17 protein-coding genes are annotated in these 23061 nt (G+C 38.4%); 16 read left to right on the top strand and 1 reads right to left on the bottom strand.

Features of this window, described 5'->3' with window-relative positions:
* Positions 1-141: 141 nt before the first annotated feature.
* Positions 142-2016, bottom strand: coding sequence for a BamA/TamA family outer membrane protein (locus tag A9996_RS08925; RefSeq protein WP_066433328.1), 1875 nt, complete (start codon positions 2014-2016; stop codon positions 142-144).
* 247 nt (positions 2017-2263) lie between these two features.
* Between A9996_RS08925 and A9996_RS08920 the strand changes: the two genes are divergently transcribed.
* The 16 genes from A9996_RS08920 to A9996_RS08845 all read left to right on the top strand — a co-directional run bounded on the left by A9996_RS08920 (position 2264) and on the right by A9996_RS08845 (position 23051).
* Positions 2264-4579 carry an NADP-dependent malic enzyme gene (locus A9996_RS08920; protein ID WP_066433326.1) on the top strand — a complete coding sequence of 772 codons (2316 nt, stop codon included), beginning with the start codon at positions 2264-2266 and terminating at the stop codon, positions 4577-4579.
* Between the two features lie 45 nt (positions 4580-4624).
* Positions 4625-5206, top strand: a complete 582-nt coding sequence (ruvA, locus tag A9996_RS08915; RefSeq protein ID WP_066433325.1) for a Holliday junction branch migration protein RuvA — start codon at positions 4625-4627, stop codon at positions 5204-5206.
* 6 nt (positions 5207-5212) lie between these two features.
* Positions 5213-12415, top strand: a complete 7203-nt coding sequence (gene sov, locus A9996_RS08910) for a T9SS outer membrane translocon Sov/SprA (RefSeq protein ID WP_066433323.1) — start codon at positions 5213-5215, stop codon at positions 12413-12415.
* 57 nt (positions 12416-12472) lie between these two features.
* Positions 12473-12853, top strand: a complete 381-nt coding sequence (gene gcvH / locus A9996_RS08905) for a glycine cleavage system protein GcvH (protein WP_066433318.1) — start codon at positions 12473-12475, stop codon at positions 12851-12853.
* Positions 12846-13208 (top strand): VanZ family protein, encoded by a 363-nt coding sequence (locus A9996_RS08900; RefSeq protein ID WP_066433316.1) that lies wholly within the window; start codon positions 12846-12848, stop codon positions 13206-13208. The genes gcvH and A9996_RS08900 overlap by 8 nt, the downstream gene beginning before the upstream one ends.
* 65 nt (positions 13209-13273) lie before the next feature.
* On the top strand, positions 13274-14002 hold the full coding sequence (locus A9996_RS08895; protein ID WP_066433311.1) for an energy transducer TonB: 729 nt from the start codon (positions 13274-13276) through the stop codon (positions 14000-14002).
* Between the two features lie 213 nt (positions 14003-14215).
* Positions 14216-15007, top strand: a complete 792-nt coding sequence (locus tag A9996_RS08890; protein ID WP_066433309.1) for an energy transducer TonB — start codon at positions 14216-14218, stop codon at positions 15005-15007.
* A gap of 175 nt (positions 15008-15182) precedes the next feature.
* Positions 15183-17294 carry an energy transducer TonB gene (locus A9996_RS08885; protein ID WP_066433305.1) on the top strand — a complete coding sequence of 704 codons (2112 nt, stop codon included), beginning with the start codon at positions 15183-15185 and terminating at the stop codon, positions 17292-17294.
* 360 nt (positions 17295-17654) lie between these two features.
* Entirely contained in the window at positions 17655-18548 is an 894-nt protein-coding gene (gene cyoE, locus A9996_RS08880) for a heme o synthase (protein ID WP_066433304.1), read from the top strand.
* Positions 18548-19129, top strand: coding sequence for a cytochrome c oxidase subunit 3 (locus A9996_RS08875; protein ID WP_066433361.1), 582 nt, complete (start codon positions 18548-18550; stop codon positions 19127-19129). Before cyoE ends, A9996_RS08875 begins: the two co-directional genes overlap by 1 nt.
* A gap of 147 nt (positions 19130-19276) precedes the next feature.
* Positions 19277-20254: a cytochrome c oxidase subunit 3 gene (locus A9996_RS08870; protein WP_066433303.1), complete on the top strand. Its 978-nt coding sequence runs from the start codon at positions 19277-19279 to the stop codon at positions 20252-20254.
* A gap of 20 nt (positions 20255-20274) precedes the next feature.
* Positions 20275-20658: a cytochrome C oxidase subunit IV family protein gene (locus tag A9996_RS08865; RefSeq protein WP_066433302.1), complete on the top strand. Its 384-nt coding sequence runs from the start codon at positions 20275-20277 to the stop codon at positions 20656-20658.
* A gap of 160 nt (positions 20659-20818) precedes the next feature.
* Positions 20819-21532 carry a hypothetical protein gene (locus tag A9996_RS08860; RefSeq protein WP_066433299.1) on the top strand — a complete coding sequence of 238 codons (714 nt, stop codon included), beginning with the start codon at positions 20819-20821 and terminating at the stop codon, positions 21530-21532.
* Positions 21516-22274, top strand: coding sequence for an SCO family protein (locus A9996_RS08855; RefSeq protein WP_066433297.1), 759 nt, complete (start codon positions 21516-21518; stop codon positions 22272-22274). The genes A9996_RS08860 and A9996_RS08855 overlap by 17 nt, the downstream gene beginning before the upstream one ends.
* Positions 22274-22819: a DUF420 domain-containing protein gene (locus A9996_RS08850; protein ID WP_066433295.1), complete on the top strand. Its 546-nt coding sequence runs from the start codon at positions 22274-22276 to the stop codon at positions 22817-22819. The genes A9996_RS08855 and A9996_RS08850 overlap by 1 nt, the downstream gene beginning before the upstream one ends.
* Position 22820: 1 nt before the next feature.
* Positions 22821-23051 (top strand): hypothetical protein, encoded by a 231-nt coding sequence (locus A9996_RS08845; protein ID WP_066433360.1) that lies wholly within the window; start codon positions 22821-22823, stop codon positions 23049-23051.
* Positions 23052-23061: the final 10 nt, after the last annotated feature.

Here is a 23061-nt window from a genome sequence, read left to right as displayed (position 1 = left end):
CAAAGTTTAAATATTAATGACCAAAAAAAATACCGAGGAATTACGTAAGATATGTTTAAACCAATTTTAAGAAAATAAGCGTTAAAACGGACTAAGTTCAAATATTATGCGCAATATTGAGTTTTTGAAGTAACACTAAATCTAATTATACCAAACCGGACTCGGCTTCCCCAATTCAAAACTCTGAAAACCAAAATCCTCAGTTTCAAAAGCATTCGTTTTAAAAATATTATTCCCTTGTCCGGGGATTTTAGGAAAGAAGGAAAATGACAATTGAAAGGAGCTAAATACCAAATAGTCATTCCTGATGATAAATCCGGCGCCAATTGAAGAATACACTTTGCTGTTTTTAATTGAAGCATCTTCATCGCCCAACATGGCAGCACTGAAATTGATGTAGGGATTCAGCCGAAAACCCAGCACCTCCCATGGTGAATAAAACTGGGTCTGTAAGGATAAGACATATTTTTTGGTACCCATAAGATCACTGTCAAACCCCTGTATGCCTGCGCCGTTTTTAAGGTCAAAATTGTTGTCATAAACGCCTCTGAATTTATTGCTTTGGTCAATAGTGAGTCGGTCGCCTTCTGATGCTAATCTGTTAGTGCCAATAAGTATTTGAGGCTTTACAAACTGGCGCATCTTCCAATTGCTGCCCAAAGAAATTAAATTAGTAAAGTAATTGGCCTGTAAAGAAATGGTGGTTTGTTCCAAATGGCTATCGTTCACAAACGTTCCAATTTCGAAATTGGTACTCAAATAGCCCCAATTAAAATAATTTCCATGAGATGCTCTTGCGCCAAGATACATGCGGTTGTGCTGATTTTTTCGCTGATAACCACCAGTCACCGCATACACAGTTCCAATAGGCACATCTTCAATAATCCCATCCCTAAAAATGTAATCATCTTTTATAAACTGTCGTGATGCAATGCCCACACCGCCCAAGTAAAAAGATTCGTTGGTAAAATAACCAATCTTATCATAAGCAGCAGTAGGTCGTTCTCTATAATCTACATGCAAATACCGCAGGCTGCTGATCAAGTTGGTGGTCCGTTCTTTTTCTGAATTCCCTTTAAAAAGTTGAAACGCGTGACCACCCCAAAAATCTTGGGTCAAATATCTAAAGCTCTCCAACCCGGATTCAAATTGTCCGTTTTGAAAAGAGTCCTTTCGGTATTGTTCATCCAAGTAAATCCCTCCTGCCCATCGCGTTAATGGTGAATAAAAAGGGCGGTCAATATTCAAGATCTTGCTGTAGTAACCATTTAAGTCGGTTTTGTAGGCCACAGTAGTTTTTATAAACGTGTTTTTAAAGTTTGGTACGGTATAGCTCATGTCAAAGGCGTAGTTCCCTTCTTCCAGACTTTTGATGACGCTGTTACTGAATTCATGGCCAAAGCCAAAAAAATTCCGATTTTTCAATTTTAGCTTTGTTTTTGAAATTGAAGCGGTAGCCGTAGGGATCAAACTCCAAGAGTCCAACACCTCAATGTGAAGATCTACAGAATCTTTTGATGGTTCAACGTTTTTGGCTGTAATTTCAACGCGTCTTATAAAATTTTGAGCCCGAATCAAACGCTCTGTTTCACTTAGCACGAGCGTATCCAAAGGTGTGTTCTTCTTGATTAGCAAGGTATTTCTTATGGCAAAAGCTTTCGTTTTGATGTGGATAAAATTCCCGGTTTTTTCTATCCAACTGTTAGCAGTTTCTGTGCTGTCTGTAAATGAAAACCCGAAAGGATCATGACTTTTAATAGTGATATGTCTAATAATTTTACCTTCAAAAGGTGCAAGATTTTGTTGTGGTCGGTTTTGTGGAGCCTTAATGGGCTTTTTGGTAGTCGTTCTAAATATAAGTTTGTGAAGCGTTTTGGTCAACTTTCTTTTTTTTGAATAGTCTTCTATTTTCTTATACATACTGGTAGAGTCCTGCTCGGTTTTGGTAACCTGTGCATGAACCATACCTTGGCATAAGAGAAAGAGGATGATAAGAATGACGTTTTTTAATGGCATTGGTAATATGGGGCTTCAAAAAAATAGCTTACAAATATACTCCAATTCAAGAGGTGTGATTAAAATTTGTAGTGAAGCAAACATATTTATTTAAATGCATTTATAATATTTAGTTTGAAATAATTTCTAAAATTGGCATTTTGAACTGGAACACAGTATCCAAAGAAATTTCTGTTATTCCAAATAATCTCCATTTTCTTTTCTCGTAAAACGCTTACCTTTGCTCCTTAGTTAAAATTTGATTTGTATGAGCAAGCAAAGTAAACGTAGAGAGGCATTGGTATATCACGCAAAACCGACCCCTGGGAAAATTCAGGTGGTGCCTACCAAAAAATATGCCACACAACGCGATTTATCCTTGGCCTATTCCCCTGGTGTTGCAGAGCCCTGTTTGGAAATTGCCAAAGATGTCAATAACGTCTATAAATATACCGCCAAAGGTAATTTAGTGGCAGTAATTACCAATGGTACAGCGGTATTGGGATTGGGCAATATTGGACCAGAAGCGTCAAAACCCGTGATGGAAGGAAAAGGCTTACTTTTTAAAATATTTGCTGATATCGATGTTTTTGACATTGAAGTCAATACTGAAAATGTTGAGGAATTTATCCAAACCGTAAAAATGATCGCCCCTACTTTTGGAGGCATCAATTTAGAAGATATCAAAGCGCCAGAAGCTTTTGAAATTGAGCGTCGTTTAAAGGAAGAATTAGATATACCCGTCATGCACGATGATCAACACGGTACGGCAATCATTTCTGCGGCAGCGTTATTGAATGCACTAGAGCTTGCCGAGAAGAAAATGGAGGATGTACAAATTGTAATCAGTGGCGCAGGTGCCGCTGCCATTTCATGTACCCGATTGTACCAAGCTTTTGGTGCCAAACGTGAAAACATTGTAATGTGTGATAGCAAGGGGGTCATCAGACAAAACAGAACAAATTTAACGTCAGAAAAAGCTGAATTTGCAACCCACCGTGATATAGAAACGCTTACAGATGCCATGAATAATGCTGATGTGTTTATTGGTTTGTCTACCTCTGATGTGGTATATCCTGAGATGTTATTGTCTATGGCAGATAATCCTATTGTCTTTGCTATGGCCAACCCCGATCCTGAAATTGAATACCAATTGGCGGTAGATACGCGCAAAGATATTATTATGGCAACTGGACGTTCTGACCATCCTAACCAAGTAAATAATGTGCTCGGATTTCCTTTTATTTTTAGAGGTGCTTTAGATGTCAGAGCTACCAAAATCAACGAAGCCATGAAAATGGCAGCGGTTGAGGCGCTTGCCAACTTGGCAAAACAGAATGTGCCGGAACAGGTCAATATTGCCTATGGTGAAACCCGGTTGACTTTTGGAAGAGATTATATTATTCCAAAACCTTTTGATCCACGATTAATTACTGAAGTACCTCCTGCCGTAGCAAAAGCAGCCATGGAGAGCGGGGTTGCTCAAGAACCCATTACAGATTGGGATAAGTATCGTGAACAGTTAATGGAGCGTTTGGGGAATGATAATAAGATTGTCAGACTGCTGACCAACAGGGCTAAGATGAACCCGAAACGTGTGGTTTACGCTGAAGCTGATCATTTGGACGTTTTGAAGGCGGCGCAAATATCCTATGATGAAGGGATTGCAATTCCTATCTTGTTGGGAAGAAGGGATACCATTTTGAGACTCATGATGGAGCTTGAATTTGATGCAGATGTAGAGATCATCGATCCTAAAACGGATGAAGAAGAAGAGCGTCGTAATAGATATGCTGAAGTGTATTGGTCACAGCGCAAACGCAAAGGGGTGACGTTGTATTCTGCTCAAAAACTATTGCGGGAACGCAATTACTTTGCGGCAATGATGGTCAATGAGGGTGATGCAGATGCCTTGATCTCTGGGTTTTCACGCAGCTACCCATCTGTTGTAAAACCGATGTTGGAATTGATTGGCTTGGCAAAAGGAGCGACACGTATTGCGACTACCAACTTGATGATGACCCAACGCGGCCCTATGTTTTTGAGTGATACCTCTATCAACATCGATCCGCCGGCAGAAGATTTAGCTAAAATTGCGCAAATGACGGCAAGAACGGTAAAAATGTTTGGGATGGAGCCTGTTATGGCCATGATTTCCTTTGCAAACTTTGGCTCATCTCCTAGTCCGCGGGCAACGAAAGTAAGAGATGCTGTCAAAATTTTACACGAGTCCAATCCTGATTTGTTGGTAGATGGCGAGTTGCAAACAGATTTTGCTCTTAATCCAGAAATGCTTCAGGAGAATTTCCCGTTTTCAAAATTGGCCGGTAAGAAAGTCAATACGCTAATTTTTCCTAGTTTGGATGCGGCTAACATCACGTATAAGCTCCTAAAAGAACTCAATAAATCAGAATCTATCGGGCCCATCATGATGGGGATGCGCAAACCAGTGCACATTCTTCAATTGGATGCCAGTGTTGATGAAATTGTCAACATGACTGCAATTGCCGTTATTGATGCCCAATATAAAGAAAGAAAAGAGCAAGAGGCTAAAGCGGCTTTAGAAAAGCAATCAGCTTTGTAATGAGAATAATTTTATTACATTTGAGACCATAACTAAAGCCATTTCATGATTACACATATTCAAGGGAAACTTGTTGAAAAAAATTTAACGGATGTAGTCATTGATTGCAATGGTGTAGGCTATCACATCAACATCTCACTCCATACCTATTCTCAAATTCCAGATGGAGACCACCTGAAGCTCTATACCTATCTACAGGTAAAGGAAGATTCTCATACCCTATATGGGTTTTCTTCCATAGCAGAACGGGAAATTTTCAAACTTTTAATTTCAGTAAGTGGCGTGGGCTCCAGCACCGCGCGAACAATGCTGTCATCTTTAACTCCAAAACAAGTGAGAGAAGGCATAGCTCATGGTGATGTGGCTTTGATTCAATCCATCAAAGGGATTGGTGCAAAAACTGCGGCCCGTGTGATCCTCGATTTGAAAGATAAGGTCCTAAAAGTGTATGATATGGATGAACTTTCTACAGTTAAAAACAATACTCATAAAGATGAAGCGTTAGCTGCTCTAGAAGTTCTCGGATTTGCACGCAAACAGGCTGAACGTGTGGTCGAGAAAATAGTTGCCAACCAACCCGATGCCAACGTAGAGGTGATAATAAAGGAGGCGTTAAAAAATTTATAAACCATTTTGAGTACAATAAACCCTAGTTTATCACAACCCCTAAAATGTTTATGGCTTATAGTCATGACCTCGTTTATAAGCCACCTTGGTTTTTCTCAGCAAATACCCACTGCTCAAGATACTACTAAAACAGGATTTGCATTAGGCAGTATTAAAATGCCTAACCCCAATAGTATCGTTTCAAAATACACCTATGATCCCAATACAGATCGGTATATCTATACGCAAACGGTTGGGAGTTTCAATATCAATTACCCGCTCATCTTAACACCAAAGGAATATCAAAAATTGGTGTTGGAAGAAAATCTCAAAAATTATTACAAGCAAAAAGTTGATGCTGCCGAAGGTAAAAAGGAAGGCACAGAAGCCGAACAAAAAAACTTGCTGCCTGAATTTTACGTCAACTCCGGGTTTTTTGAATCCATTTTTGGGAGTAATGCTATTGAAGTCATTCCGCAAGGTTCAGTAGAAATGGATTTAGGGGTTTTATTTACAAAACAGGACAATCCCTCATTTTCTCCGCGTAACCGAAGTAACTTCACTTTTGATTTTGACCAGCGAATCAGTTTAAGCTTACTGGGTAAAGTAGGAACACGTCTGCAAGTATCAGCCAATTACGACACGGAGTCGACCTTCGATTTTCAAAATTTGATCAAATTAGAATACACACCAACTGAAGATGACATTGTCAGGAAAATTGAAGTTGGTAATATAAGCATGCCCTTAAACAGTTCGTTAATTACAGGAGCCCAAAGTTTATTTGGTGTCAAAACAGAACTCCAATTTGGCAAAACCCGAGTAACCGCCGTGTTCTCTGAGCAAAAATCGCAATCACGCTCTGTCGTTGCCCAAGGCGGCGGCACGCTGGAAGAGTTTTCATTTTTTGCACGTGATTATGACGAAAACCGCCACTTCTTCCTTGCACAATATTTTAGGGACCGTTATAACTTTGCCCTAGAGCGGTATCCATATATCAACAGTAATGTACAAATTACACGTATTGAAGTTTGGGTCACCAACAGGAGCAATCAGACAGATAATGTGCGTAATGTTGCTGCATTCCAAGATCTTGGAGAGTCGCAACGCGTCGGTTCTACAGTCAATATATTGCAGCCTGGGCCGCTTCCTAGTAATAAAAATAATGGTTTTGACCCAACCAACATTGGTGGTGCAGGTTCTAATTTAACCAGTGCAGTAAGAGATATTACCCGAGTGGAGCAAGGTATAAACATCCCAGCCAATGAGGGTTTTGACTTTGGTAAATTGGAGAATGCCAGAAAGTTGATAGAAGGTTATGACTATACACTTCAAACGCAATTGGGTTATATTTCGTTAAACCAACGGTTGCTCAATGATGAGGTTTTGGCAGTGGCCTTTCAATATACTGTTGGCGACAAAGTGTATCAGGTGGGTGAATTTGCAAATGATGGAGTCGCGGCTACCGGAACGTCTACTGATCCTGTTTCTGGGAATACTGTAATCAATAACAACAATCTGATTTTGAAAATGCTGAAAAGTGCCATCACAAACGTGAACCAGCCTGTTTGGGATTTAATGATGAAAAACATTTATGATACTGGTGCATATCAGCTAAGTCAGGAAGATTTTAAATTGAATATTTTCTATACTGAAGCGTCACCGTTAAACTTTATCATTCCGGTTGAAGGCACTACGTTTCCGCTCTATGATAACAATACGCCAGATCCGTCTGATGATACACCAATCACTGAAACTCCTTTGATCAGGCTCTTTCATTTGGACCGGTTGAATTTTAACAATGATCCGCAGCAAAATGGGGATGGGTTTTTTGATTTCGTCCCGGGTCTTACCGTATTGACCCAAAATGGAAAGATTATTTTCACAAAAACGGAACCTTTCGGGAAATACTTATTTGATGTTTTGGATGATCCTGCATATTCTTCAGATTATAATGATCCTATCTATACCAATCCAAACCAAGAAAAATATGTTTATGATTTGCTCTACAAAGGCACTAAAACAGCAGCTTTAGAAGAGGCAGATAAGAATAAATTCCAATTGAAAGGCCGTTATAAATCTACAGGAAGTGATGGGATTGCCATTGGCGCCTTTAATGTGCCAAGAGGGTCTGTAAAGGTAACTGCTGGTGGCCGTGTGTTGGTTGAAGGGGTGGACTATACCGTAAACTATCAGTTGGGGCGTGTTGAGATTATTGATCCAGCCTTAAAAGCCTCCAACACTCCAATCAATGTCTCAGTTGAAAATAATGCCGTTTTTGGTCAGCAAACAAAACGTTTTGCAGGTGTAAATGTGGAGCACCAATTCAATGAAAACTTTGTGTTGGGCGCAACCTTCTTAAATCTTAGTGAACGTCCAATTACACAAAAGGCAAACTACAATACGGAGTCTATCAACAACACGATTTTCGGACTTAATGGAAATTATTCTACTGAAGTCCCTTTCCTGACCCGATTGGCAAACAAGCTCCCTAATATTGATACTGATGTACCTTCCAATCTTTCAGTAAGAGGGGAGTTTGCATACCTGCTTCCTGGAGCCCCTAAAGGCACCGACTTTCAAGGTGAAGCCACGGTTTATGTGGATGATTTTGAAGGTTCACAAGGAAGTATTGATCTTTTGTCGCCACAATCGTGGTTCTTATCAAGCCGTCCAAAAGCATTGGGAATTGGCGCGAATGAGGATGAAAATGGCATTCAAAATGGTTATAACAGGGCGCTTTTAAATTGGTACACTATAGATCCTATTTTTTATAGCAATCAAAGACCGGGAGGAATTACTGATGAAGATGTTTCCAACCTCTATACCAGACGTGTGTTTATTGATGAAATTTTCCCACAGAGAGATTTGGTGCAAGGTCAGACTACGATCATCCCAACTTTGGATTTGGCATATTATCCTACCCAGAGAGGCCCTTATAATTTCCAATCCCAAAATATTGACTTGCCTAATGTCTTAACAACACCACAAAATAGCTGGGCAGGAATTACACGCCAAATTACCAGTACCGATTTTGAACAGGCAAATGTTGAATATATTGAGTTCTGGGTCCAGGATCCGTTTTTGGACAATCCTTCCAATCCAGGTGGGAAACTACTGCTGAATCTTGGTAATATTTCAGAAGATGTAATTAAGGATGGCAAGAAACAATATGAAAATGGCCTTCCAGAAAATGGTGATATCAGTGATTTACAGAGTACAGATTTTGGGACTGTGGTGCCTCGCAACCAATCTTTAATTTATGCTTTTTCAAGCTTAGGAGATAATCGTACCAACCAAGATGTGGGTTATGACGGGTATGATGATGCTGATGAAATTGGAGAATTTGGCACTCAATTTGGACCGGATCCATCAAATGATAACTACAACTATTTTCTGCAAGCAGAAGGGAGTATTTTCGATAGATATAAACAATACAACGGGACGGAAGGCAACTCTCCAGATATTTTTTCTGACACCAATAGAGGTTCCACCACACAACCAGATGTAGAAGATATTAATAGAGATAACACAATGAACACCATTGATAGTTATTTTGAATATGAAATTGATATTACCCGCGCGAGTTTAGATGATCCTAATAACCCGCTGATTAATGATGTTAAACCAAGAAACATCACTTTGCCTAATGGCGACAACAGAGATGTGAGATGGTATCAATTCAGAATTCCAATAAACGAAGCTACGAGAGCCATTGGCGGGATAAGTGATATCAGGTCGATTCGTTTTGCGAGAATGTACCTAAAAGAGTTTTCACAACCTACGGTAATGCGCTTCGCTACTTTGGATTTGGTACGAAGTGATTGGAGACGTTACACCTTAGATTTGGATAGTAACCCTAGCAATAACAGTGGCGATGCCTCCTTTAATGTGGGCGTTGTTGGTCTGCAAGAAAATGAAGGCAATTATGTTTTGCCTCCAGGAGTAGAGTTGGAACAACTCAACAACAATAACAATATTATAAGACAGAACGAACAATCTCTGGTGGTTGAAGTGTGTGAATTGGAAGGTGGCGATTCCCGAGGGGTATTTAAAAATATTAGCATTGACATGCGTCAGTACAATAAGCTGAAAATGTTTATGCACGCTGAACCTTTAGAAGGGCGCAGCTTGAATGCAGGAGAAATGGTAGGGTTTATCAGAATGGGGAATGACTTTACCCAAAACTTCTATGAAATTCAAGTGCCATTAAATGTGGTTGCCGGTACGGGAAGAGATCAGGTATGGCCTTCTGAAAACGAAATTAATATTCCGTTGGACATATTGCAGCAAATCAAATCCATAGGGATTAGTGATGGAACATTGTCCAATCAAAACCCAACAGTTTATAACGTCACCCCATCAGGTCCAGAAATTCCTGCAGTTGGAGATGCCTTTGAAATTGGAGAAACTCGAGTAGCCATAAAAGGAAATCCTAATTTTGGAGATGTGAGGGTGCTTATGGTAGGCGTCAAAAACAACACGACAGGAACCAATTTGTGTGGTAAAGTGTGGTTTAATGAATTGCGTCTTTCTGATTTGGATAATGAAGGTGGTTGGGCAGCCGTATTGAGCATGGATTCCAATATTGCTGATTTTGCTGATATTAGTGCCACAGGAAGACAGAGCACCGTTGGTTTTGGAGGCATTGAGCAGCGTCCAAATGAGCGTAGTCGTGAAGACATTAAACAGTATGATGTGGTTACCAACATCAATCTTGGACAGCTGTTGCCAAAAAATTGGGGAATCCAAGTGCCGTTCAATTATGCGCAAAGCGAAGAAATGATCACCCCTAAATATGATCAGTTCTATAATGATTTGACGTTGGACTCAAGACTCAGTGCAGCAAGATCATCTGAAGAAGAGGATGCCATTTTAGAGCAGTCTGAAGATTACACCAAGCGTAAGAGCATCAACTTTATTGGAGTTAGAAAACAACGGACCGGGGACGAAAAACCTCGTTTCTATGATGTCGAGAACTTGACTTTTAATTACTCCTATAACAAAATAGAGCATCGTGATTTTGAAATTGAAAAAGCATTAGACCAAAACTTGAGAACTGGTGTCAATTATGCGCATAGTTTCAATCCAATTTCTTTTGAGCCATTTGCAAAAAATGATTCCATTTTCAAAAGCAGATATGCTAAAATATTAAAGGACTTTAATGTCAATTTATTACCAAGTAGTTTTACGGTAAATACTGATATTTTACGTCAGTTCAATAAACAGAAATTTAGAGAGATTGAACTGGGAGGCAATAATATTGGTCTTGAAGAATTGTTCAGAAGAAATTACAGATTCAATTTTCAATACGCCATCAATTACAAACTGACCAAGTCATTGAATTTGAATTTTACGGCGAACAATACCAACATTGTTAGAAATTATTTTGTTGATGATGTTATAAATGGGAGACAAGATCCTACATTGGATATTTGGGATGGTTTTTTGAACCTCGGAGATCCAAATATTCAAAATCAGCAATTACAGCTCAATTATGAAATTCCGCTTTATAAGATTCCAACGTTTAGTTTCTTAAAAGCTACCTATTCTTATACTGGCGATTTCCAATGGCAAAAAGGATCTGATTTGAACAATAATCTCTCATTGGTGAATGAAAACACAGGAAACACTCAGAATTATAATTTGGGCAATTCAATTCAAAACGCCAACACCCACAATATCAATTCCACATTTAACATGGAAACCCTTTACAAATATGTAGGGTTGGTTAGAAAGGATGATAAAAACAACTTGCAAAGGCGAAGTGCCGTTCCTTCGGGACTCCAGAGAAGAACAGCATCTGATAGGGATCCTCAAGAGAACGAAGATGAACTGGAGAGTGCTGGAGCAAACACGGGCACCAAAGCATTTAATACCGTTGTAGATATTGCCACCATGGTAAAACGTGTAATGATCAATTATAGCGAAAATAACGGCACATTTTTACCAGGATATTTAAGGACTCCAGGGTTTATCGGAACCTTGAAGCCTACTTTTGGATACACCTTTGGGAGCCAAAATGACATTAGAGATTTGGTGGCAAGAAATGGTTGGCTGACTGTGTATCCTGATTTTAACGAACAATATACGGAGGTCACTAATCGTCTTTTAGACGTTTCCGCCAATATTGAAGTCATCAAGGATTTGAAAATTGATTTGATTGGGAGTAGAATGTATTCTGAAAACACCAATGAAAACTTTAATGCTTTAGATCTCAATAATGATGGTTTAAGTGATGCTTACAACTCCTTGATCACAAATTCTTTTGGTAACTTCAATATCTCTACAGCACTTATAAAAACTGCGTTTAGCCCAAGTGACGAGATGCAATCTGCTGCGTTTGATGATTTCAGGGCGAATCGTTTGGTGATTGCAAGACGTTTGGCGCGTGATTTTTATGGCAATACTGCGTACCCTACTGATACGGAAGGATATCCTGTGGGCTTTGGAAAAAACAATCAAGCGGTCTTATTACCAGCCTTTTTATCGGCCTACCAAGGTTCTAATCCAGATAATGTGAAGCTCAGTGCGTTTAGGGATGTTCCCATTCCAAACTGGACTTTAAAATATACAGGATTGATGCGCCTTAAATGGTTTAAGGACAAGTTCAAACGGTTCTCAATATCTCACGGGTATCGCTCTGGCTATACCATCAATCAATTCCGTACCAATCTTGATTATGATGCAGCCAGTCCGCAAGACGTGGACCAAGGCGGAAATTTTAAAAATGAAACCTTGTTCAGCAATATTAACTTACAAGAGCAATTCAGTCCGTTGGTGAGATTGGATTTTGAGATGAAAAGTTCTGTAAAGATTTTGGCGGAGATCAAGAAAGACAGAATCCTTTCGTTGAGTTTCGACAATAATTTGTTGACAGAAATAAAAGGCAATGAATACACATTAGGATTGGGGTACCGTGTCAAAGACGTTAGGATCCGCTCTAAAATGGCGGGGCCTACGCAAATTATCAAGGCTGATTTAAACATGAAAGCTGATGTCTCCTTACGTGATAATAAGACTATTATTAGATATCTTGATTTAGAAGATAATCAGGTAACTTCCGGACAGACCATTTGGGGTATTAAGTACTCTGCAGATTATGCCTTCAGTAAAAATTTGACCGGTATTTTCTATTTTGATTATACGTTTTCTGAGTATGCCATTTCTACTGCATTTCCACAAACAACAATAAGATCAGGAATAACCTTACGTTATAATTTCGGAAATTAATTTTGATTAACGGATTATAAAAAAGTACATTTGTTTCACTATTAAATTTATCACAAGATGAACATACCAGCACAATTAAAGTACACCAAAGATCATGAATGGATCAGTATTGAAGGTGATATAGCAACTGTAGGAATTACAGATTTTGCTCAAGGCGAATTAGGAGATATCGTCTATGTTGAAGTTGAAACTTTAGATGAAACTTTAGAGATGGAGGAAATTTTTGGAACCGTTGAGGCGGTGAAAACGGTTTCTGATTTGTTCTTGCCACTATCTGGAGAGATTATTGAATTCAATTCGGCACTAGAGGATGAACCAGAAAAAGTGAATTCAGATCCTTATGGAGAAGGGTGGATGATTAAAATGAGATATTCTGATGCCTCTCAAATTGACAAGTTGCTTTCTGCTGAGGCCTATAAAGAACTGGTAGGTGCTTAAACGCTGGGCTTTGGTTTTGCTCATAGCTTACGCTGCTTTACTTTTGGTGTTAAGTTTAATTACCATCGGGTCGATGAAAACCCTGGGTTCTTCTTTTGATGACAAAATCAACCATTTCGGAGCCTATTTCATTCTGACTTTATTGCTGTTCAATTACTTCCGTAAGATGGAAATTAGAAACGCGTTAGTATACGCCTTGATTGCGGCGTCTTTTTACGGGTGTACAATGGAGGTGCTTCAATACGTTTTGACCACCAATAGAATGTTCGATAGCTATGATATGCTAGCCAATTTTTTTGGTGCAATTTTTGCAGTACTCTTTATGATTTTCTATAAAAAGTTAAAGTTAAAATAAATTAATCCCTTGCTTTTTTAACAAATTATTGGTTATTTTAGCATTCTTAAAAACACTCTAAGCATATGGAACCAAAAAAAAATACAAAGTCAGACGTTGGAAGAAATAGCTCGATCTATTTTTCTGTTGGTCTTGCTTTGATGTTGTTGTTAACCAATTTGGCTATCAACTACAAAACGTACGATAAAGAGGCGATTGATATTGGGATGATCAATATGGATGACGAATTGGAAGAAGAAATTCCAATTACTGAACAATTACAAACACCACCGCCACCGCCACCACCGCCACCGGCAGCTCCTGAGGTTATCGAGATTGTTAAGGATGAAGAGGAAGTTAAAGAGACCGTTATTGAGTCTTCTGAAACAAGTCAGGAGGAAGAAATTGCTGAGGTTGAAGATGTGGTTGTAGAAGCAGCTCCTGAAGAAGATCTTGAGGTGCCATTTGCAGTTATTGAAAATGTACCGGTATTCCCAGGTTGTGAGAACGAGGCCGGTAACAATGCCAAAAAGCAATGTATGTCTGATAAAATTGCTCAATTCGTAAACAAAAAATTTAATACTGAGCTCGCTTCAGAGTTAGGTCTTTCAGGTAAGCAACGTATCAGTGTGATTTTTAAGATTGATAAATCTGGCGCTATTACTAACATTCAAGCAAGAGCACCGCATCCTGGTTTGGAAAAAGAAGCACAACGTGTTATCGGGTTGCTTCCTAAAATGAAACCTGGTAAGCAGCGTGGGAAAGCGGTAACAGTTCCATATTCTTTACCAATTTTGTTTCAAGTACAAGACTAAAAATATAATTCTAATATAAAGAGAGACCCCAATGCGAAAGCTTGGGGTTTTTTAGTTGCTCTTTTTACCACTTTTCTGGAGAGATCAAAAACTACTTTATTGCAGTGTTATTAGAGGCCAATAAAAACCCCGTCTAATTAATGAGACGGGGTTTTCGTTTTGGTATGCTTGTTGTGATTTTATCATAATATTAACATCTTAAATACACATATTATGAGAAATTTTAAAAAACCAAGCGATGTTGCTGATCAGAGCAATGTTCGCGATGTAAAATCACAAAAGCATGATGCCAATTTACAAAAAAATTCTGCGCTCTATTTTCAGGTCGGATTGATTCTCTGCTTGATGCTTACGTACTCACTTTTTGAAATGAAGTTTAAGGAAAAAAACTACCAACTCAGTCAAGTGGCTATTGAGGATCCCTTGGCCGAGGTAACTCCGGAAGTATTTCGAATGGCTGAAACTACCAAACAGAAAAAAATAGAGCGCCAAAATAGGACTGTAGTGCTATCCAAAGACCCTATAGTAAAGCCTGATGACTCTGAAGCGCCCTCATTAGAAATCCTGACTGAACCATTAGTGTACACTGATCCGATAGACCCTGATACCGTGTTTGTAGAGGCTGCACCTATAATTGATGAACCTGAAGTTTTCAATATTATCGGGGTGGAACAAGTGCCTATTTACCCAGGTTGTGAATCTGCTAAAACCAATGATGAACGCAGAGCATGTATGTCTGACAAACTCAGCACGCTTATCAAGAAAAAATTCGATACCAACATTGCCAGCGAATTGGGATTGTTTGGTATACAGAAGATTTATGTCCAATTTAAAATTGACCAAACAGGTAAAGTCACCGAGATCATATCAAGAGCACCATCAAAACGTTTGGAAGGCGAGGCCCAACGTGTCCTTATGCAAGTGCCTCAAATGGTTCCCGGAAAACAACGCCACAAACCAGTATCTGTAATGTACACGTTGCCAATTGTATTTGACGTACAATAAAAAGCGATTGGAATGCCGCCCATTTTCATCGAGTTATTGAAAGTTTGTTCTAAACAGAATAACGCTTTCAGTAACTCTCTTTTTATGGCATTAGGTTGATTGAACTTTTTGGATATCACATGCCTGTTTTGAAAAAAATAGTATCTTTCGTCCGTAATAAAGGTTGCCACCGTCTATGAAGTATTTCTTCTTAAGTGTTTTTATCAGTTTTCAACTCAGCAGTTTTTCCCAAACTATTGAAATTTATGAGAAACCTCCTGTTTTTAAGGGTTGTGAAGATCAGCCCATTGATAATTTAAAGATCTGTTTCAACACTAAACTCAACCAGTATATTTTTGAAAATTTTAACGTTCCCCAAGAGGTTCCCAATGACAGTTATAAAGGTGACATAAAAGTGCTTTTTGAAGTTGATAAATCAGGCACCGTAAGTGTTGTGTATGTAGACGCAGTTTATGATGCCTTAAAAGAGGAGACCAGACGCATTTTTGATTCTTTGCCACAACTTCAGCCGGGAACCTATAACGGAAAACCTACGTTTTATCAGTATTCTTTAACGATAAAAATACCGTTGGTCAACCCTGAAATTATAAGTACAAGTGTTTCAGAAGGACAAAACAGTATAAAGAAAGTTGTGGATCTCAACACAATTGTTTCCAATGAATTTGACAGCATCACCAATACAATTAAGAACTATCAAGGTTTAGAATACAGCAGCCAATTAAACATTCCATTTACACATCAATATTATTCGCGCTTTGATGCCAATATGAACGCTTTGGGTACCAACAGCCACACGGCCGCAAAACCTTTTGTTTATGAAGATGTGTCGCCCTATTATGATTTTAAAGCGGAAAAAGAGGCATTGATCAAAGGCTCAGACGCTTGGTGGAGTAGAAAATTATGGGATGAGCACTTGGTGCAACTGCAAGGTGAAGACTATTGGTTTACCATTGATCCCGTATTTGATTTGCAAGTTGGTAAAGATACAGATGCTGATTTTAACACCACCTTCAATAACACCCGTGGGTTGTATGTTCAGGGAGGCTTAGGAAAAAAGTTTAGTTTTTCAGCGTCAGTTTTTGAAAGCCAGGGGAGATTTGCGCAATATTACAATCACTATGCAGAAAGTTTAAAAGCCTTTGGGCCTGATCCCGCTATTATTCCAGGACGTGGCATTGGTAAACGTTTTAAGGATGATGCTTATGATTATCCGGTGGCGGAAGCCTACTTGTCCTATGCGCCAACAAAGTTTATCAATGTGCAATTTGGCCACGGGAAAAATTTTATTGGAGATGGGTACCGTTCTTTATTGCAAAGTGATGTGGCAAGTCCGCAGACCTTCTTGAAATTAAATACCAAATTTTGGAAAATTAAATACACCAATACGTGGATGTGGCTCAGAGATGTGCGTGACGCAGTGATTGAAGACAAAGCCTTTATGACCAAATATATGGCTAATCATTATTTAAGCTGGAATGTCTCTAAACGCCTCAATATAGGGCTGTTTGAATCTGTGATGTGGACCGACACCAATGGTAGAGGTTTTGATGTCAATTATCTAAATCCCATCATCTTTTTTAGAGCTGTAGAGTTTGAAGCCGGTCAGGGATCTGGAAATGCCATTGTAGGCGCTTCAGCAAAATATAAATGGAACAACAAAATCAATTTATACGGACAGTTTATTTTGGATGAATTCTCTTTGAGTGATGTGAAAGCGCAAAACAAAAGTTGGAAGAACAAATTCGGATACCAATTGGGGGCGAAATATTATGACGCCTTTAAGGTTGATAATTTGATGTTACAGTTGGAGTATAACCAAGTGCGTCCGTATACCTATTCCCATAACACGGTTGTTAATAATTACGGCCATAGCAATCAGCCCATGGCGCATTTATGGGGTGCCAATTTTAGGGAGTTTATAGTTATTGGCCATTACAACTACGAGCGTTGGTTTGCCGATGCTAAATTTATATTCGGGACACGCGGATTTGATTTTAATGACGGTACTGATAACTTCAGTTATGGAGGTGATATTTATAGAAATTACAATGAGCGACCTTTTGATTCTGGTGTAAAAATTGGTCAGGGCAATACCACTAAAACGTTTAATGCTGAGCTGCAAGGAGGGTATATCATCAATCCGGTAAGCCATTTGAAAATTTTCACAAATATCAGTTTTAGAAACTTCAATCCAGAAGCCAATACAGCAACCACCTTCAATAATAGTACGGTTTGGTTTAATCTCGGAATAAAAACAGATTTGTTCAATTGGTATTTTGATTATTAACCAAATTCCTGCGGAGGCAGGAAACTTAATAATCAAGTCTCGCTTTTTATAATTGAGTTATTTATTTATGATATGATATGCTGTTGGAAAACACCAACTAAAGCTCCTATTCTCGGCACTAAAACAAATTCATTTCGGGGATAATTTAATTCTTTGCCAAGTGTTTTTGATGATTGGAACGTCGTGCATCGCGGTTTAACTATTACTTCTGCAACCTATAATTCTCAAGTTCATAGGGGCTCAGATTCTTATCAATTCAAAATACATTTAGAAATTTATTTATTCACTAATTGAATTGCTCAAAACCAATTTTCAAAGTATCTTTGCACTCGCATTAAATAGCGATAAATACAAGACCGATTGGCAACGACAAATTCTTCTTTATCAAGTGTCTCAATTATTTCTGATTTTAAGGAAATAACCAAGATGCGATTGTCATTAAGCGTTGTGTTTTCTGCAATAGCTGGTTATTTGTTAGGTGCAGAAACCATTGATTTTGGTACTATTGTGCTATTGGCTTTTGGCGGATACTTTATGGTAGGGGCCTCTAATGCCTACAACCAAATTATTGAGCGTGATTTGGATGTGCTCATGGACCGTACTAAGAATAGGCCCATTCCAACTGGACGTATCTCCGTCAATTCAGCGTTTGCACTTGCCGTTACCTTTACAATATTAGGGATTGCCACATTATATATAATTAATCCACGAACCGCCATGTACGGCGCCATCTCCATTTTTTTATATACCAGTGTTTATACCCCTTTAAAAACGAAAACACCGTTTTCAGTTTTCGCAGGTGCTATTCCTGGAGCCATTCCGTTTATGTTGGGTTGGGTTGCCGCTCGTGATAATTTCGGAATTGAATCAGGGACTTTATTTGCAATCCAGTTTTTTTGGCAGTTTCCTCACTTTTGGGCTATTGGTTGGTTTTTGTTTGAGGATTATAAAAAGGGTGGATTCTTCATGCTTCCAACAGGAAAACGAGATAAAGGCACGGCTAGACAAATTATTATATACACCATTTGGACCGTGCTGGTATCCATCATTCCGGTGTTTGGGGTGACGGGAGATTTGAAGTTATCTATCGTTGCTGCGGCAATTGTATTTGCTTTAGGACTGGTTATGATTTTTTACTCATTAGAATTATTTAAAAAGAGAACAGCGCAAGCCGCTAAACAATTGATGCTCGCAAGTGTAGCCTACATTACCTTGTTGCAAATTGTTTACGTTGCAGATAAATTTATAAGATGATGGATTTAACACAAGGAACTTTAGAAGAAAAAAATAGCCGAGCAAAAAAGATGATGCTCTGGTTTGGCATCGTGTCTTTAGTCATGTCCTTTGCAGGATGGACCAGTGCTTTTGTGGTGAGTAGCAGTAGGGAAGACTGGTTAGGGGATTTCCAATTGCCAAACGCATTTATTATTAGTACGGTGGTTGTAATGATTAGTAGTGGCACTTTTATGTTGGCACAAAGCGCCCTCAAAAGCCGCCAAAGACAGATGGCAACACTATGGTTGATGACAACCTTCGTTTTAGGTATTGTCTTTATCCTGAATCAATTCTTTGCCTTTCAGCAAATTATTGATTTAGGCTATAACTTTACTGGGCCTACCAGTAATATCACAATGTCCTACATCTATTTGATCGCTATGATGCATATTTTGCACGTCATAGTTGGCCTCGTTTGTATTTTAGTTGTAATTTATAATCATTTTAAACAAAAGTATACAGCGGATAGAATGCTTGGTTTTGAACTTGCGGCTACATTTTGGCATTTTATTGATATACTATGGGTATATCTCTTTTTATTTTTATATTTTGTGAAATAATCTCGAATCTTTTTGTCTTGATTATGACCTCAAAACTGCAATAAACATTGCTAACAACGCCTCAAAAATTATTGAGGATGCTTCTTTAGATGAATAAATTGATTATTTTTGTGCAACTTTTAAACTAAAAAAAACGAATCACTACATATGGATACGACTGTCGTGAAAACTAGTGCCGAAAACAAGCGTTGGGGTGGAGGTACTGAGCCACTAAATACGAGTTATGGCAAAATGATGATGTGGTTTTTCATCACTTCAGATGCGTTAACTTTCGCTGGGTTCTTGGCCGCTTACGGATTTTCAAGATTCAAATTTGCCGATATTTGGCCAATTGCTGATAACGTCTTTACACACGTTCCTTTTATACACGGGAACTACCCTATGATTTTTGTGGCATTCATGACCTTTATATTGATCATGTCTTCTGTTACGATGGTTTTGGCAGTAGATGCAGGACATCATATGAACAAAGCCAAAGTAACTATTTACATGTTCTTGACGATTCTGGGAGGTTTGATTTTTGTTGGTTCTCAAGCCTATGAGTGGACTACTTTTATTAAAGGTGAATATGGTGCAGTAGCTACAAACGGTGGTAATATTTTACATATTTTGGACGGCGACGGTAATCAGGTGGCATTAAAAGACTTTGCCATTGCACAGAATAGAGATAGAGAGCAGCACGAGAGTAAAAAAGGTGTTTGGTTTACAAGCGAAGGTGTGCTTCCAAATTATACGTTTGACGAAGTATTGGCAGGCTTTGAGGCCAATCCGGATTTGGTCGTGAGAACTACTTACGCCTCTGGAGAGGGTCATAAAACAATTTTATCACGTAGTGAGTCGCTCAAGGAAATACAAACAAAAGGAAGCACTGTTGTTGAAGGTGCTAACCTGAGACACAACGAATACGGTCCGCCGTTGTTCGCCAATTATTTCTTCTTCATTACAGGATTCCACGGGTTCCACGTATCTGTAGGGATACTATTGAACATTATCATCTTCTTCAACGTACTTGTTGGAACTTATGAGAAAAGAGGAAGTTATGAAATGGTTGAGAAGGTCGGGCTATATTGGCACTTTGTTGATTTAGTTTGGGTGTTTGTATTTACATTCTTCTACTTAGTATAATTTATATAATATCGTTAAACATGGCAGCAGAAGCACATAAGTTAGAAATATTTAGAGGATTGATAAAGTTTAAATCTAATACCCAAAAAATATGGGGGGTTTTGATCTTTTTATCATTAGTTACGGCAATAGAAGTTGCTTTAGGTATTTTTAAGCCCGAAATTTTATTAGTTGAAGTTTTAGGTATGAAAGCATTAAACTGGATCTTCATCATCTTGACCGTAGTGAAAGCCTATTATATTACGTGGGATTTTATGCACATGAGAGATGAAACAGCAAGCTTAAGACGTATGGTGGTATGGACAAGCGTCTTCTTAATCGCTTATTTGGTCTTTATCCTGTTGCAAGAAGGAGGCTACATTGAGCAGGTCTTCCGAAGAGGATTTGTGAAGTCTGATTTCTAAAATACCTGTGCTGTTATAACAGCAGCATTTAAGTGTTAAACATATATAAAAAGGCGGTTATTTGAACCGTCTTTTTTATTTTTGCATAACTGTATTTCAGGGTGCATTTAGTGACAAAAATTCAATCTTGAAGTGCAAAAATTTAAGCAAATCAACCCAAATGGATAAAAAACTTGTAATACGGTATACAGTTCTCGGAATTTTGTTTTTTCTTCCCGTTGCTTTTCTGTTGATGCTCCTTCCCGCAAAACATAATTACAACGCTTTGGATATTGTTAAAGGCAATATACAGGACCTTCAAACAGTCAGTGAATATGAGCTTAAAGACCACATTACGGTTTTGGCCTTCTTTGGTAAAGACCCGCTACAAAAAGCCACCGCAGCTTCCAATTTAAAGGAATTGATCTACGACAAGTTCAAAGGATTTAAAAAATTTCAGATTATTGCTATTTTATCTCCTGATGCAAAAGGCAATCTTGATGTTTTAAAACGCGAAATTGAATCTCATGAAGATCTAAAATACTGGCATTTTGCGTTCTTATCAGATGAAGAGACACAAAACATTTTCAACAGTTTACAATCTGATCGTCCATTAAATGATGACCTTTCAACATCAAGGGTATTTATAGTGGATATGGATCTCAACCAACGTGGTCGTTTAGATGATAGGACAGAAAGAGAGCAAGAAAACAACCATGTTGTTTACGACTTAACGTCTTATGATTGTGTTGAAGTTGCCATACTTAAAAATAAAATGAGCGAAGATATGCGCGTGTTGTTTACAGAATATAGAGAAAAACGCAAAGGTGATTTTGACTCTTCAACACGGCGCGCTAACGAACTAAAGGGGGTTACAGATGAGCAAGAAAACTAATTATTCTTATGTAGGTGTTTCATTTATTGTGCTGTTGTTTGGAATTTATTTTGTTCCAAGAATCATCGATCGTGTCGGTAGTAAAGATGTGGTAAGAGATGAAAGCAGAAGTGAAGACATAAAACTCAATCCGAAGAAGAAACCTGGAAACCTTTCAGATTTGCAATTTATTGAAATCAACGGGAAACCTAAAAAAGTGCCTGAGTTCAGTTTTATAGACCAGAATGGAAAAACCATAAGCAATAAGGATTATGAGGGTAAGGTATATGTGCTGGAATTCTTTTTTACCACCTGCCCAACAATTTGCCCAAGGATGAATGCGAATATGGTGGAAATCCAAAATGCATTCCCAAATGAAGCTGATTTTGGAATTGCGTCTTTTACGATAGCTCCAAGTATTGATACGCCTGATGTTTTAAAGACATACGCCAAAGAAAATGGGGTGACAAGTACTAATTGGCATTTGATGACTGGTGATCAAGATGCGATTTATAAATTGGCAAATGATGGTTTTTACCTTTACACAGCCGAGGATAAGAGTGTTGAAGGCGGCTTTGAACATTCGGGCAATTTTGCGCTTATTGACAAGAATGGGTTTATACGTTCAAGAGCAGATGCTTCCGGAAGTCCGATTATTTATTATAACGGGATCATTTCAGAAGAGGAAAAAACAGATGAAGATGGCATGGAGCAACAAATTACCATGCTAAAAGAAGATATCGCAAAATTGTTGAAGGAATAATGGAAAACGCCAATCTAGCCGCAGAGAAAAAATATAACAAGTGGATTGTTTTTTTGTCAATCATCATTCCACTGGTAGTGGCTGCCCTATTCGGAGTAAACTTACGTGATTTGGGTTTTGATGTAGAGCCTCTTACGTTCTTACCGCCTATTTATGCCACTATAAATGGATTGACGGCCTTGGTGTTAATCATCGCATTTTGGGCAATCAGGAACAAGAACATTGTGCTTCATAAAAACTTAATGACCACGGCAATTGGCTGCTCAGTTGTTTTTCTGATTATGTACGTTGCCTATCACATGACCAGTAATTCTACTTCCTACGGCGGTGAGGGTGTCATGAGATCCGTTTACTTTTTTATATTGATTACCCATATTATCTTATCAATCGTTATTATTCCGTTTGTGCTGATTACCTATGTAAGAGCCATAACCAATAACTTTGAACGCCATAAAAAAATTGCAAGAATCACCTTTCCTATGTGGTTGTATGTTGCAATATCAGGAGTGATTGTTTATATTATGATTTCACCTTATTATGCTTAAAATGAAACAGAAAGTCTTTTTCTTAATTTTCACGTTGTTCTCCTTTTTTACTACCAATGCCCAATGCGCCATGTGTCGTGCTGTTTTGGAAAGTGAAGAAGGCTTATCTACCGCAAAAGGGGTCAATGATGGTATTGTTTACCTCATGATCATTCCTTATCTTCTTGTTGGTGGTCTTGGGATTGCTATCTATATGAAGTATTTCAAGAAAGGAAAAACAGAAAAAGTATAATTGTTTTGTA

It is taken from the genome of Gelidibacter algens, from assembly GCF_001678675.1.
In the GTDB taxonomy this organism is placed as follows: Bacteria; Bacteroidota; Bacteroidia; order Flavobacteriales; family Flavobacteriaceae; genus Gelidibacter; species Gelidibacter algens.
The sequence above is the reverse complement of the archived record's forward strand: the minus strand, read 5'-3'. Positions and strand labels throughout refer to the sequence as shown.

Coding starts and splice junctions, on each gene's coding strand:
- A9996_RS08925 (WP_066433328.1), bottom strand. CDS start 2,016: ATGCCATTAAAAAACGTCATTCTTATCATCCTCTTTCTCTTATGCCAA.
- A9996_RS08920 (WP_066433326.1), top strand. CDS start 2,264: ATGAGCAAGCAAAGTAAACGTAGAGAGGCATTGGTATATCACGCAAAA.
- ruvA (WP_066433325.1), top strand. CDS start 4,625: ATGATTACACATATTCAAGGGAAACTTGTTGAAAAAAATTTAACGGAT.
- gcvH (WP_066433318.1), top strand. CDS start 12,473: ATGAACATACCAGCACAATTAAAGTACACCAAAGATCATGAATGGATC.
- A9996_RS08895 (WP_066433311.1), top strand. CDS start 13,274: ATGGAACCAAAAAAAAATACAAAGTCAGACGTTGGAAGAAATAGCTCG.
- A9996_RS08890 (WP_066433309.1), top strand. CDS start 14,216: ATGAGAAATTTTAAAAAACCAAGCGATGTTGCTGATCAGAGCAATGTT.
- A9996_RS08885 (WP_066433305.1), top strand. CDS start 15,183: ATGAAGTATTTCTTCTTAAGTGTTTTTATCAGTTTTCAACTCAGCAGT.
- A9996_RS08875 (WP_066433361.1), top strand. CDS start 18,548: ATGGATTTAACACAAGGAACTTTAGAAGAAAAAAATAGCCGAGCAAAA.
- A9996_RS08870 (WP_066433303.1), top strand. CDS start 19,277: ATGGATACGACTGTCGTGAAAACTAGTGCCGAAAACAAGCGTTGGGGT.
- A9996_RS08865 (WP_066433302.1), top strand. CDS start 20,275: ATGGCAGCAGAAGCACATAAGTTAGAAATATTTAGAGGATTGATAAAG.
- A9996_RS08860 (WP_066433299.1), top strand. CDS start 20,819: ATGGATAAAAAACTTGTAATACGGTATACAGTTCTCGGAATTTTGTTT.
- A9996_RS08855 (WP_066433297.1), top strand. CDS start 21,516: ATGAGCAAGAAAACTAATTATTCTTATGTAGGTGTTTCATTTATTGTG.
- A9996_RS08850 (WP_066433295.1), top strand. CDS start 22,274: ATGGAAAACGCCAATCTAGCCGCAGAGAAAAAATATAACAAGTGGATT.
- A9996_RS08845 (WP_066433360.1), top strand. CDS start 22,821: ATGAAACAGAAAGTCTTTTTCTTAATTTTCACGTTGTTCTCCTTTTTT.